The sequence below is a fragment of the Burkholderia singularis genome (assembly GCF_001718875.1).
Lineage (GTDB): Bacteria > Pseudomonadota > Gammaproteobacteria > Burkholderiales > Burkholderiaceae > Burkholderia > Burkholderia singularis.
Genome location: NZ_CP013448.1, coordinates 1,187,161 through 1,199,668, shown reverse-complemented (window position 1 = coordinate 1,199,668; position 12,508 = coordinate 1,187,161). Strand labels below are relative to the sequence as shown.

At 64.7% G+C, this 12,508-nt stretch carries 13 protein-coding genes; 2 read left to right on the top strand and 11 right to left on the bottom strand.

Annotation, left to right across the window (positions count from 1 at the left end; translation table 11 throughout):
* Positions 1 to 7: 7 nt before the first annotated feature.
* Entirely contained in the window at positions 8 to 1,069 is a 1,062-nt protein-coding gene (rfbB, locus tag AQ611_RS05495) for a dTDP-glucose 4,6-dehydratase (protein WP_069233941.1), read from the bottom strand.
* 371 nt (positions 1,070 to 1,440) lie between these two features.
* Between rfbB and AQ611_RS05490 the strand changes: the two genes are divergently transcribed.
* On the top strand, positions 1,441 to 2,289 hold the full coding sequence (locus tag AQ611_RS05490; RefSeq protein ID WP_059519994.1) for a symmetrical bis(5'-nucleosyl)-tetraphosphatase: 849 nt from the start codon (positions 1,441 to 1,443) through the stop codon (positions 2,287 to 2,289).
* 27 nt (positions 2,290 to 2,316) lie between these two features.
* Here the strand turns inward: AQ611_RS05490 and AQ611_RS05485 are convergent, their stop codons facing one another.
* The 8 genes from AQ611_RS05485 to AQ611_RS05450 all read right to left on the bottom strand — a co-directional run bounded on the left by AQ611_RS05485 (position 2,317) and on the right by AQ611_RS05450 (position 9,051).
* Positions 2,317 to 3,192 carry a lysophospholipid acyltransferase family protein gene (locus AQ611_RS05485; RefSeq protein WP_059519995.1) on the bottom strand — a complete coding sequence of 292 codons (876 nt, stop codon included), beginning with the start codon at positions 3,190 to 3,192 and terminating at the stop codon, positions 2,317 to 2,319.
* A gap of 14 nt (positions 3,193 to 3,206) precedes the next feature.
* A complete protein-coding gene (locus AQ611_RS05480; RefSeq protein ID WP_069233940.1) occupies positions 3,207 to 4,487 on the bottom strand; it encodes a dihydroorotase in 1,281 nt (426 codons plus the stop codon).
* Between the two features lie 91 nt (positions 4,488 to 4,578).
* Positions 4,579 to 5,610 carry an aspartate carbamoyltransferase catalytic subunit gene (locus AQ611_RS05475; protein WP_069233939.1) on the bottom strand — a complete coding sequence of 344 codons (1,032 nt, stop codon included), beginning with the start codon at positions 5,608 to 5,610 and terminating at the stop codon, positions 4,579 to 4,581.
* An 83-nt stretch (positions 5,611 to 5,693) separates the two neighbouring features.
* Positions 5,694 to 6,212, bottom strand: coding sequence for a bifunctional pyr operon transcriptional regulator/uracil phosphoribosyltransferase PyrR (gene pyrR / locus AQ611_RS05470; RefSeq protein WP_059519998.1), 519 nt, complete (start codon positions 6,210 to 6,212; stop codon positions 5,694 to 5,696).
* Positions 6,199 to 6,639 carry a Holliday junction resolvase RuvX gene (gene ruvX, locus AQ611_RS05465; protein WP_059519999.1) on the bottom strand — a complete coding sequence of 147 codons (441 nt, stop codon included), beginning with the start codon at positions 6,637 to 6,639 and terminating at the stop codon, positions 6,199 to 6,201. The genes pyrR and ruvX overlap by 14 nt, the downstream gene beginning before the upstream one ends.
* Positions 6,636 to 7,214: a YqgE/AlgH family protein gene (locus tag AQ611_RS05460; RefSeq protein ID WP_059520000.1), complete on the bottom strand. Its 579-nt coding sequence runs from the start codon at positions 7,212 to 7,214 to the stop codon at positions 6,636 to 6,638. The genes ruvX and AQ611_RS05460 overlap by 4 nt, the downstream gene beginning before the upstream one ends.
* 228 nt (positions 7,215 to 7,442) lie before the next feature.
* A complete protein-coding gene (locus tag AQ611_RS05455; protein ID WP_069235148.1) occupies positions 7,443 to 8,777 on the bottom strand; it encodes a hypothetical protein in 1,335 nt (444 codons plus the stop codon).
* A gap of 103 nt (positions 8,778 to 8,880) precedes the next feature.
* Positions 8,881 to 9,051 (bottom strand): rubredoxin, encoded by a 171-nt coding sequence (locus tag AQ611_RS05450; protein WP_069233938.1) that lies wholly within the window; start codon positions 9,049 to 9,051, stop codon positions 8,881 to 8,883.
* A gap of 215 nt (positions 9,052 to 9,266) precedes the next feature.
* Here AQ611_RS05450 and thiD point away from each other — a divergent pair, with 215 nt between their 5' ends.
* Entirely contained in the window at positions 9,267 to 10,115 is an 849-nt protein-coding gene (gene thiD, locus AQ611_RS05445; protein ID WP_059520001.1) for a bifunctional hydroxymethylpyrimidine kinase/phosphomethylpyrimidine kinase, read from the top strand.
* Positions 10,116 to 10,353: 238 nt separating this feature from the next.
* On the opposite strand, the gene groL is transcribed toward thiD, so the two are convergent.
* Positions 10,354 to 11,994, bottom strand: a complete 1,641-nt coding sequence (groL, locus tag AQ611_RS05440; protein WP_059520002.1) for a chaperonin GroEL — start codon at positions 11,992 to 11,994, stop codon at positions 10,354 to 10,356.
* A 47-nt stretch (positions 11,995 to 12,041) separates the two neighbouring features.
* Complete coding sequence (gene groES, locus AQ611_RS05435) at positions 12,042 to 12,335, bottom strand: co-chaperone GroES (RefSeq protein ID WP_059520003.1); 294 nt, start codon at positions 12,333 to 12,335, stop codon at positions 12,042 to 12,044.
* Positions 12,336 to 12,508: the final 173 nt, after the last annotated feature.

The window sequence follows — 12,508 nt, the reverse complement described above, 5'->3', positions numbered from 1 at the left end:
AATGCCCTCAAGCGCGTTGCGCGTAGTTTGTCTCGACCCATTTGCGGTATTCGCCCGACGCCACTTCGTCGACCCACACCTGGTTATCGAGATACCAATCGACGGTCTTCGCCAGCCCCGTCTCGAACGTCTCGGCCGGCTTCCAGCCGAGTTCGCGCTCGAGCTTGCGCGCGTCGATCGCATAACGGCGATCGTGACCGGGACGATCCTTCACATAGGTGATCTGATCTCGATACGAACCGGCAGCCTTCGGCCGAGCCTTGTCGAGCAGATCGCACAACGTATGCACGACGTCCAGATTCTTCTTCTCGTTCCAGCCGCCGACGTTGTACGTCTCGCCCGGCACGCCGCGCGCGAGCACTTCGCGGATCGCGCTGCAATGATCGCCGACATAAAGCCAATCGCGCACGTTCTGGCCGTCGCCATAGACGGGCAACGGCTTGCCCGCGAGGGCATTGGCGATCATCAGAGGAATCAGCTTTTCTGGAAACTGATAGGGGCCGTAGTTGTTCGAGCAATTTGTCGTCAGCACCGGCAGCCCATATGTATGATGATAAGCGCGCACCAAGTGATCGGACCCCGCCTTGGTCGCCGAATAGGGGCTGTTCGGCGCATACGGCGTCGTTTCGGAGAACTGCGGATCGGTCGCGGACAGCGAGCCGAACACTTCGTCCGTCGACACATGCAGAAACCGGAACGCGGCTTTCGCGTCGGCGCCGAGCCCATTCCAGTATTGGCGAGCCGCTTCGAGCAACGTAAAGGTGCCGACTACGTTCGTCTGCACGAAATCCGCCGGTCCATGAATCGAACGATCGACATGACTTTCGGCGGCGAAGTGGACGATGGCGCGCGGCGTGTGCCGCGCGAGCAATGTATCGATCGCGGCGCGCTCGCAAATGTCGACCTGCGCAAACACATGCTTCGGATTCCCTTGCAACGATTTCAGCGTGCCGAGATTTCCCGCATACGTCAGCTTGTCGACGTTCAGCACCGCTTCGTCGGATTGGGCCAGCCAGTCGAGCACGAAGTTGGCGCCGATAAACCCGGCGCCGCCCGTTACCAATATCATGGGATTCCTTTGCTGAAATTGGGAGTCGGTCGAACAACCGGCTAATGCAGCATGGCGTGCGTCTTCGTGCCAGACCGCTCAAGTCAAACCGCCGGTTGCGGTCGCGCAGTTCTTCGAGCCGCACGTCCAAGTTCGGCAGCGCACTACCGCTACTGCCCTACAAAGCCATAATTATACGGGCGCGGAAGTCAAAAAACATCCCTCTGACATCTGGAAACAGCTTGACAAACGTTCTCTCAATTGTCGCAAACCCGAGATACTTTCCCCATGAAAAAGGGTTACGCATCAAATTTTCTTCGCGCGGCGCTTACTCTGATTAACACGATTTCCTGTGTTACCGTCGATTTCCGTTTCGCTACAAACGTCAAACAATGACAAATTTTTCTCGCCCCGCTCCCGTCGCGTTCGGCGACATCCAGGGCTGCCATGCCGCCTATCGGCGGCTCGCCGACAAGCTCGCGCCATCCGCCGATACCCCATTGTGGTTCGCTGGCGACCTCGTCAACCGTGGCCCGGCGTCACTTGCAACGCTGCGTGAAATCGCCGCGCTCGGGGAGCGCGCGGTCGCCGTGCTCGGCAATCACGACCTGCATCTGCTCGCGGTCGCGGCAGGCATCCGTTCTCCGAAGCCGGGCGACACGATCGGCGAAATCCTCGATGCACCCGATGCGGACGCGTTGCTCGAATGGGTTCGCCATCGGCCGTTCGCGCATTTCGAGCAAGGGATGTTAATGGTGCATGCGGGCGTGCTGCCTCAATGGGACGCAACGCTCACGCTCGAACTCGCCGACGAACTGCAACGGGCGCTTCGGGCACCGAATTGGCGTGATACGTTGTGCGAACTATATGGTAACGAGCCCAATCAGTGGCGCCCGGATTTGAAGCGCAAGGAAAGGCAGCGCGTCGCGTTCAACGCGTTCACGCGGATTCGCTTCTGCACTGCCGAAGGCGCGATGGAATTCCGCTCGAACGGCGGCCCTTCGTCGGCGCCCGACGGCTATCTGCCCTGGTTCGACGTGCCTGGACGCAAAACGGCCGAAGTCACGGTCGTGTTCGGTCATTGGGCTGCGCTGGGCCTGATGCTGCGCGATAACCTGGTGGGGCTGGACTCGGGATGCGTATGGGGCAACCGGCTGTCGGCAGTGCGGCTGACCCATGATCCGAGCGCGCGCGAAGTCATGCAGGTCGCGTGCGAGCGCTCCAGCGCCGCAAAGGAATAAGCGAAACTCCGTATGAGCGCCGCCGGCCTACCCCCCTTCTCGACGCGGCACCGCCCCGACGTCGCCGCCGGCGTCGATTCCTTGCGCGTCCCCGCTGCCGCCCTGCTGCGCGCCCGCCGGATAAGCCGCGTCCCGCAGCCGCGCCAGCTCCGCATCGAGCGGCCGGCCGGCGTCGCGCTGCATCTGCGCGAGCGCGTGCGCGACCGCGGCGCGCGCGCGCGCCGCCATCTCGCGCCGGTCGCCGGTCGCCGCGATCGGCTCGCCGACGTACAGATGCGCGGTCAGCGGCCCGCTCTCCAATACCCGGTCGAGCGACTTGCCAAGCGACAGTTCACCGACATACGCCGGCGCCAGCGACTGACGCCCGTGCGCATCCTCATACATCAGGCAAATCGGTTGCACCGCGCACTGGGCCTCGACCACGGCTTGGAACATATTCGAATGGAACGGCAAAAGCCCGAGTCCATCGGACGTCGTGCCCTCCGGAAACACGCACATCAGTTCGCCGTTGCCGAGACGAGCGGCCAGCTCGTGCATGATCCGCTTCGCCTCGCTGCGCTTCTCGCGCTGAATGAACACGGTGCCCAAACGCTCGGCCAGCCAGCCGATCACCGGCCAGTCCCGCACCTCGGCCTTGGAGACGAACGGCGTCGGCCGCCACGCATTGATCACGTAAATATCGAGCCACGACACATGATTGCCGACCACGAGCGCGCGCGCGTCGAGCCGCGCGCTGTCGTTATGCACGACGAGCCGCATCCCGCAGAGCCGCAGCATCTTCAGGGTCCAGCGCTGCGTGAGTTGCCGGCGCCGCGCGGGCGCCGCGCGCCGAAAACGGATGGCGACGATCGCCATTCCAGCCAGCAGATGCAGGACGAGGCGCGCCTTGCGGAGGGCTTTCATGATGGGCGCTCGCGTCAACGGCGCTCGAAAGCGACCTGGCCGGCAACGAGCGTCGCGCACACCTGCGTCGGCAGTTCGTAGCCGAGGAACGGCGTATTGTGCCCCTGGCTCTTCAGCGCGCGCGGCTCGACATACCAGTGCGCGCGCGGATCGAACACGCACAGATCAGCTGCCGCGCCCTCCGCGATCCGGCCGGCCGGCAGCTTCAGCACATCGGCCGGCGCCGAACTGATCTTCGCCAGCGCCTGCGCGAGCGGCACGCCCGCCTCGCGCGCCCACTTCACCGTCAGCGACAGCAGCAGTTCGAGTCCCGTCGCGCCCGGCGTCGCTTCCGCGAACGGCAGCAGTTTTTCATCGTCGTCGACGGGGGTGTGGTCGGAGCAGATCGCGTCGATCGTGCCGTCGGCCAACGCCGCGCGAATCGCTTCGCGGTCGCGCTCATTGCGCAGCGGCGGATCGAGGCGAAATTGCGCATCGAAATAGCCGATGTCGACGTCAATCAGATGCAGGTGATTCACGCCGACGTCGCAGGTCACATTCAGGCCCTCGGCCTTCGCCGCGCGCACAAGCGCGATACCCGCCGCCGACGACAGCCGCGCGACGTGCACGCGCGCGCCCGTCACGCGCATCAGCTCGAACAGCGTATGCAGCGCGATCGTTTCGGCCGCGACCGGCACGCCCGACAGGCCGAGCCGCGACGCAACCGGCCCGCTCGCCGCGACGCCGCCCTTCGCGAGAAACGCGTCGACCGGGCGCAGCCACACCGTATAGCCGTAAGTGCTCGCATATTGCAGCGCGCGCAGCAGCACCTGCGTATCGGTGACGGGCACGTTCGCCTGCGTGAAGCCGATGCACCCCGCTTCGGTCAATTCGACCATCTCCGTGATCACGCTGCCCTTCAGGCCGACGGTCAGCGCGCCGAGCGGATACACGTGCGCCTGATGCAGATTGCGGGCGCGAAACTTCAGCATCTCGACAAGGCCGGGCTCGTCGAGCACGGGATCGGTGTCGGGCGGACACACGAGGCTCGTCACGCCGCCCGCGACGGCCGCGGCCATCTCCGATTCGAGCGTCGCCTTGTGCTCGTAGCCGGGTTCGCGCAGCCGCGCCGACAAGTCGACGAAGCCCGGCGCGACGATCATCCCGGTCGCGTCGATCGTCTTGGCCGCGTTGAAATCGGCGGGCGCGCTCGCGCCGATCGCCGCGATTTTTCCGGCCGCGACGAATACGTCGGCCTGCCGTTCGGTGCCGGCCGCCGGATCGATCACCGTGCCGCCTTTGATATGAATCTTCATGCGCTGTCTGCTTATGCGTTGAATGCGTGAATGCGTCGAGTCCGATGCGCGGCGCACTGCGGCGGGTACGAGCCCGCGCCGCCGCGCGCGGTCAGTCGCTGTTGCCCGCGACGGTGCCCATCACCGCCATGCGCACGGCAATGCCGAAAGTCACCTGGTTCAGGATCACGGATTGGGGACCGTCGGCCACCTGCGAGTCGATCTCGACGCCGCGGTTCATCGGGCCGGGGTGCATCACGATCGCGTCGGGCGCGGCCAGCGCGAGACGCTCGGGCGTAAGCCCCCAGCTTTTGAAATACTCCTGCGCGGACGGCAGCAGCGCGCCGCTCATCCGTTCGTTCTGCAAACGAAGCATGATGATCACGTCGACGCCCTTCAGACCTTCATCGAGATTGTGGAATACCCGCACGCCCATCTGCTCGAGCCCGCCAGGCAGCAGCGTGCGCGGGCCGATCGCGCGCACCTCGGGCACGCCGAGCGTGGTCAGCGCGTGGATATCCGAGCGCGCGACGCGCGAGTGCAGGATATCGCCGACGATGGCCACGCGCAGCTTCGTAAAATCGCGCTTGTAGTGGCGGATCGTATACATGTCGAGCAGGCCCTGCGTCGGATGCGCATGGCGGCCGTCTCCCGCGTTGATCACGTGCACGTGCGGCGCGCAGTGCTCGGCGATCAGGTACGGCGCGCCGCTCGACGCATGGCGCACGACGAACAGATCGGCATGCATCGCCGACAGGTTGTTGATCGTGTCGAGCAGCGATTCGCCCTTGCTCGTCGACGACGCGTTGATATTCAGATTGATCACGTCGGCGGACAGGCGCTTCGCCGCGATCTCGAACGTCGTGCGGGTGCGCGTCGAGTTTTCGAAGAACAGGTTGAATACCGATTTGCCGCGCAACAGCGGCACCTTCTTCACTTCGCGGTCGGTCACGCTGACGAATTGCTCGGCGGTGTCGAGGATCTGGTTGACGATCGCGCGGGGCAACCCCTCGATCGTCAGCAGATGCTTGAGCTCGCCGTTCTTCGTGAGCTGCGGATTGCCCTTCAGGAAGCCGTAGCGATGGCGCTCGGCGGGCGCGGACGCAGCGGAGGTGCCGGTGCGGCCGGAAATGTCGGTCGTCATGATGTGCGTGATTCCAACGTGTTGCTGAACGGCACGCCCGCGCAAATCGGGCGCGGGCGGCCGGAATGCATGACGCTGCGGCCTCAGAGGCCGCGCGCCTCGGTGCGAAGCGTGAACGCGGCGGCGTCGGTGCGCTCGAGCACGAGCGTCGCGTCGGCCGCGACGTCGAGCGTGCCGCCGACGAAGCGCGCCGCCACCGGCAGCTCGCGCCCGCCGCGATCGGCAAGCACCGCCAGTTCGACGGCGGCGGGACGCCCGTAGTCGAACAGTTCGTTGAGCGCGGCCCGCACGGTGCGCCCGGTGTACAGCACGTCGTCGACGAGCACGATCCGGCGCCCTTCGACCTCGAACGGCAGCGAGGTCGGACTCGCCTGACTGTGCAGCCCCTTTTTCGCGTAATCGTCACGATGCAGCGCGACGTTGACGACGCCGAAGCCCGGCGCGGCCAAATCGCGCGCCAGACGCTCCGCAAGCCATGCACCGCCGCTGTAAATGCCGGCAACGACGGGGCCGTGCGGCGCTGAGAACGCGGCTTGCCCATAGGCGCCGCGAATCTGGTCGAGCAGGACGCGGTAAAGCGCCTCGGCATCAATGAAGCTCATGATGGTCGGACAACTCGTCGAGATATTGTTGAAGAATGATGCGGGCGGCCTCGGCATCGATGCGCGCCGCGGCCGCGCCGCGCGCGCGCAAATCCGCGCGCGCGTCGACCGACGAGTAACGTTCGTCGACCCAGCTCACGGGCAGATTGAAGCGTCCGTTCAATTGATTGCCGAAGCGCTTGGCCTGCTGCGTCATCTCGTGCGGCGCGCCGTCCGGATGAAGCGGCAAGCCGACGACGAGCGCATCCGGCTGCCACTGCGCGATCAGCTCGCCAATCGCCTTGAAGCGATGCTCGCGGTTTAGATTGGGGATGATGACGAGCGCACGGGCCGATCGAGTCAGCCGATTGCCGATCGCCACGCCGATACGCTTTTCGCCGTAGTCGAACGCAAGAAGCGTCGCGTCGCGCGCAAGCGCCGCGCTCATGCGTGCCCTGCCTCGCCGGAGAGCATCGACGAACTGACTCCAAGCAAACCGAGCGCCGCCTCGAAACGCTCCTCGGCGGGCGTATCGAACACGATGCGCGGATCGGCCTCGACCGTGAGCCAGCCGTTCTTCGAGATTTCCTCTTCGAGCTGGCCCGCGCCCCAGCCGGCATGACCGAGCGTCAACAGGAACCGCTTCGGGCCCGTACCCGTCGCGACCGCCTCGAGCACGTCCTTCGACGTCGTCATCTCCAGCCCGCCTTCGACCGTCATCGATGAGTTGTACGAACTGCCCTCAACCGGCTCGTGCAGCACGAAACCGCGCTCGGTCTGCACCGGGCCGCCGAAATACACGGGGATGTGCAGAAGCGGCTCGATTTCGAGCTTCAAATCGATACGGTTGAAAAGCGATTCGAGATCGATATCAGTCGGACGATTGATGACGAGGCCGAGCGCACCGCGCTCGCTGTGATCGCAAAGATAGACCACCGTTCCTGAAAACGTCGGATCGGCCATGTTCGGCATGGCGATCAGAAACTGGTTGGTGAGATTGATGCGATCGGAACTCTTGGACATAGTTTGAATTTTAGCAAAGACCTCGCACGCCACGGTCGCCGCGCGAGTCGACACGATGTTCACTCACTCTATCACGCGTTCGAAACCCATCGATGTACCGTCCCGCGCGCTGTTGCCCGGCACCGCGCAATACATGCTGCCACGACTTTCGCGATTTTTCGGTACGCGTCTTCAAGGTTCTTGTAACACACTTTGACACACCTGCTCGGCTCACCCGGCCCGCGCAGCTTATACCGGAGGGGCGTCCAAGCCCGACAATGCATGGGCGAGCGCCGCGCGCGCCGCCGATAGATCGGGCGGCGCCATGCCGGCTGCGATCTTGTGCAACGCGGCACGCAGCGCTTCGGCCGCCTGGGCGCAGGCCACCGGGCTGGGCGCAAGCCCGGCGCCGAGATGGGCGCGGCGCCGCCATGCAAGCCCCAGCGCATCGGCGAGCAGCGCCGTATGCCCGAGGCCGAGCGCACACGCGGCCGAACCGACGCGATACGCGGCCTGCGCCGCGCGCAATGCCGCGCCGGCATCGACCGTGCGCGCATCCAGCGTAAGCTCGCTCATCGATGCATCCGCCGTTTGCAAAAAATCCTCATATGCATGACCGTTGACGACTACCGCGCCGAGTTCACGCGTCGGCTCGACGCGCACCGCGTCCGCCTCGGCGCGCGCGGCGCCCGCCTCCCACAACGCCTCGGAAGCCTGCGTCCCCGCAACATGCCAAGCGACGGTCAACCCGTAGTCGTGCAGCAGCTCCACATCGGCGCCGTCCTCCGCCGCCGCGCCGTACAACGCGTAATCGCGCCAAAAGAGCGCGAGCGTCTGCCTGACGAGCGCGTCGGGCGCGATTCGCAAGCCGTGCGCCTGCTCGCCGAGCAGCAGATTGCAGCGCGCGAGAAAACGCTTGAGTTCGACACCGCCGCTCGCGCGCAGCACCCGGATGCACGCAAGCGCAAGCCGCCAATAATCGTAAGGAAACGGACCCGCGAGTTCGGCCACGCAATCGGCAAGCCCGTCGAGCGCCGCGCTGGACGCTGCTTGCGGCGCGCGCAGCGCACCGAGCAATGCCTGCTCGTAACGTGCGCGCAAATGCGCGAGCGCATGTTCCGACAACGGATACAGCGTCGCGGCCGGCACTGGCCGCCCGGCAAGCGCCAGCGCGTCGGGCGGCGTGTCGGCGCGCAAATCGCCCGCGGCCTGCACGCGCAGCGCCCGATAGTGCTCGAACAGAACCGGCGAGCACGCAAGCTCGCGCAAATTGCGCCTCTCGACCGCCGCCCGGAAATCCCGCAACGCCGTTTCAAACTCGACCGGCTGCAACTCGATCGACGCAAGCGGCGCGGCTTGCGCCAGGGCATTGCAGAAGCGCTCGGCCGCAAGCCAGCCCGCTTCGCGCAACACGGCGGCCGCCGCGGCAAGCGAGGCGGCCGGATCGGCACGCCGCGCGAACGACTGCTGCGCGGCTTGCAATGCCGCATCGGCAGCCGGTACCGCACCGCCTCGCGGATTGGGCAACGCGTCCGGGATCGGGAGTGATGCGAATTCGCGGAAAGTGGGCACGAGCGTCAGCACCAGAAACATAGCCGCGCCGCAAGCAGCGCAGGAAGACCGCCGATGCCGTTGCGCCTTACCGCCCGCCCTCGCTCACGCGGGACCGGGCGGCCGGAGATGGCGGTCAGATCTGAACCATCTCGAAATCTTCCTTACGCGCGCCGCACTCGGGGCATGTCCAATTGATGGGAACATCTTCCCAACGTGTGCCCGGAGCGATCCCCTCTTCCGGCAACCCAGCTTCTTCGTCGTAGATCCAACCGCAGATCAGGCACATCCAGCTTTTATGTTCCATCTTAAGCCGCGTAAAGAAAAGTCGTCGATTTCAAAAGAGCCATGATGGTACCGTGTCGGCGCCGGGCTGCCTAGCAATCCGCCTTCTAGCGCGCCAGCGTGCCGGATCACGTTAAAAAAAAGCTCGATTCGGCAAATTCCGCCTCATAATGGCTGCGCGCACGCACATCTCAGGCGCATCTGGCCCGCTTCACCGTTTTTTCTTTCCCCATTTCCATGTCCAGCAACACCCCTCCGATCGTCCTCACTTTCGGCCTGTCCGACCCGACGGGCGGCTCCGGCTTGCAAGCCGACCTGATGACCCTGGCAAGCATGGGCTGTCACGGTGTGTCCGTCCTGACGGGCTATACCGTGCGCGACTCCGCCGCATGCGACGAAGTCACCGGGCTCGATCCCGACACCGTCGCCGCGCAAGCGCGCATGCTGCTCGAAGACATGCCCGTCGCCGCCTTCAAGATCGGCGCCGCGACGCGCGCCGAGGTCGTGAGCGCGATCGCCGAGGTGGCCGCCGACTACGACGGCGTGCCACTCGTCCTCGCGCCGGATTTCACGCTCGACGACGAGCACGTGCTCGCCGCCGACGAGTTGCGCGAATCGATCGCCGACCTGCTCGCGCCCCAGACGACGTTGCTCGTTGCCGATCATGCGACGCTTCTCGCGCTCGCGCAGCCCGACGGCGACGCCGAAGCGCCCAATCTGGACACCGCGCTGGCTCATTTGCTGAGTCAAGGCTGCGAGTACATTCTGGCGACGGAAACAGGCTCGCACCGGCTCGTCAACTCGCTGTACAGCGAGGAAGGCCAGATCCGGCAGGATTTGTGGGAACGCACGCCGCACCGGCTGATGGGCATCACCGACACGCTCGGCGCGGCGATCGCCGCACTGCTCGCGAACGGCCAGGAGCCGCCGGAAGCGGTGCGCGAAGCACAGGAATATCTGTACCAGGCGGCGCGCGGCGCATTCCGGCCCGGCATGGGCGCCTATCTGCCGGATCGGTTTTTCTGGGCGCGCAGCAATGATGACGAAACGCCGATGGCGTCGGCGATCGGCAAGCGCGCGCGCTGACGCCGCCCCGCCGCCCGCGCTCGATCACCGCGCCGCGCGAGCTTGCCGAAGAGACGAAGGCGCGCGCCGCGCCGGCAATGTTCTATCGTTGGACGCCCGGGCTGCGGCTTCCCGCTTTCTGCTTCAGGCCTGCGGCGTTCAGCCGCTCCAAACGAAAACACCCGCGTCGCCGCGGGTGTTTTCGTTTGGGAGAACGCGCGTCGCCGCGCGTTCCTCGATGCAACCGGCGTGATGCCGATTACATGTCCATGCCCATGCCGCCCATGCCGCCCGGCATACCGCCCGGCGCCGGAGCGTCTTCCTTCGGCAGCTCGGCAACGGCTGCGTCCGTCGTCAACAGCAGGCCAGCAACCGATGCCGCGTTTTGCAGCGCGGTGCGCGTGACCTTGGTCGGGTCGACGACGCCGGCTTCGACCATGTCGACGTACTCGCCCGTCGCCGCGTTGTAGCCGTAGTTGCCCTTGCCTGCAGCAACTGCCGCCACCACGACGCTCGCTTCTTCGCCACCGTTCGTGACGATCTGACGCAGCGGCTCTTCCATCGCGCGCAGCACGATCTTGATACCGGCGTTCTGGTCAGCGTTCGCGCCGCTCAGCGATGCGATCGCGGTACGTGCGCGGATCAGCGCAACGCCGCCGCCCGGGACGATGCCTTCTTCAACGGCCGCGCGCGTGGCGTGCAGCGCGTCTTCGACACGCGCCTTCTTTTCCTTCATTTCGACTTCGGTCGCAGCACCGACCTTGATCACCGCCACGCCGCCGGCCAGCTTCGCCACGCGCTCTTGCAGCTTTTCACGGTCGTAGTCCGACGTTGCCTCTTCGATCTGCGTGCGGATTTGCTTGACGCGCGCTTCGATGTTCGCAGCTTCACCTGCGCCGTCGATGATCGTCGTGTTTTCCTTGCCCACTTCGATGCGCTTGGCCTGACCGAGTTCGGCCAGCGTAGCCTTCTCGAGCGTGAGGCCGGTTTCTTCCGCGATGACCTGGCCGCCGGTCAGGATCGCGATGTCTTCCAGCATTGCCTTGCGGCGGTCGCCGAAGCCCGGCGCCTTGACCGCAACGGTCTTCAGGATGCCGCGGATGTTGTTGACGACCAGCGTTGCAAGCGCCTCGCCTTCGACGTCTTCAGCGATGATCAGCAGCGGACGGCCTGCCTTCGCGACTTGTTCGAGCACCGGCAGCAGATCGCGAATGTTCGAGACCTTCTTGTCGTGCAGCAGCACGTAAGGGTTCTCGAGAACAGCGACTTGCTTGTCCGGGTTGTTGATGAAGTACGGCGACAGGTAGCCGCGGTCGAACTGCATACCTTCGACGACGTCGAGTTCGTCGGCGAGCGACTTGCCGTCTTCGACGGTGATCACGCCTTCCTTGCCGACCTTGTCCATTGCCTCAGCGATGCGATCGCCGATCGACGAATCGCTGTTCGCCGAGATCGCGCCGACTTGCGCGATTTCCTTGTTCGTCGTGCACGGCTTGCTGATCTTCTTCAGCTCTTCGACTGCCGCAGCAACGGCCTTGTCGATACCGCGCTTCAGGTCCATCGGGTTCATGCCCGATGCGACGTACTTCATGCCTTCGCGAACGATCGATTGCGCGAGAACGGTTGCCGTCGTCGTGCCGTCGCCTGCGTTGTCGCTGGTCTTGGAAGCAACTTCCTTGACCATTTGCGCGCCCATGTTCTGGAGCTTGTCCTTCAGCTCGATTTCCTTGGCGACCGACACACCGTCCTTGGTGACCGTCGGGCCGCCGAAGCTGCGCTCGAGCACGACGTTGCGGCCCTTCGGACCCAGCGTGACCTTCACTGCGTTGGCGAGAATGTTCACGCCTTCGACCATCTTCGCGCGAGCGGAATCGCCGAATACGACGTCTTTAGCTGCCATCTTCTAACTCCTTGGATTCTTGAGAATATGTACCGTTAAGTGAACGCTTACTTGGCGTTGACCACAGCCATGATGTCTTCTTCGCGCATCACGAGCAGTTCCTGGCCGTCGACCTTGACGGTCTGGCCAGCGTACTTGCCGAACAGCACACGATCGCCGACCTTCACGTCGAGCGCGATCGCCGCGCCTTTGTCATCGCGCTTGCCCGGACCGATGGCGAGCACTTCACCTTGATCCGGCTTTTCAGCTGCCGCATCGGGAATCACGATGCCCGAGGCGGTCTTGGTTTCCTGATCCAGGCGCTTGACGATCACGCGATCGTGCAACGGACGAAGGTTCATATTCACTCCTCTCTTGAATGAGACTGAAGAACGCTGGGAAACTGCCGGCCAGTGTACCGTCCGGCAGGAATTGTTAGCACTCTCGTGCAGCGAGTGCTAATTATATGGACGGGTTTTGACAAATTCAAGAAGCGGGAATTGCAGAAATTTCGGAGGGGTTACGGCGCACGGAA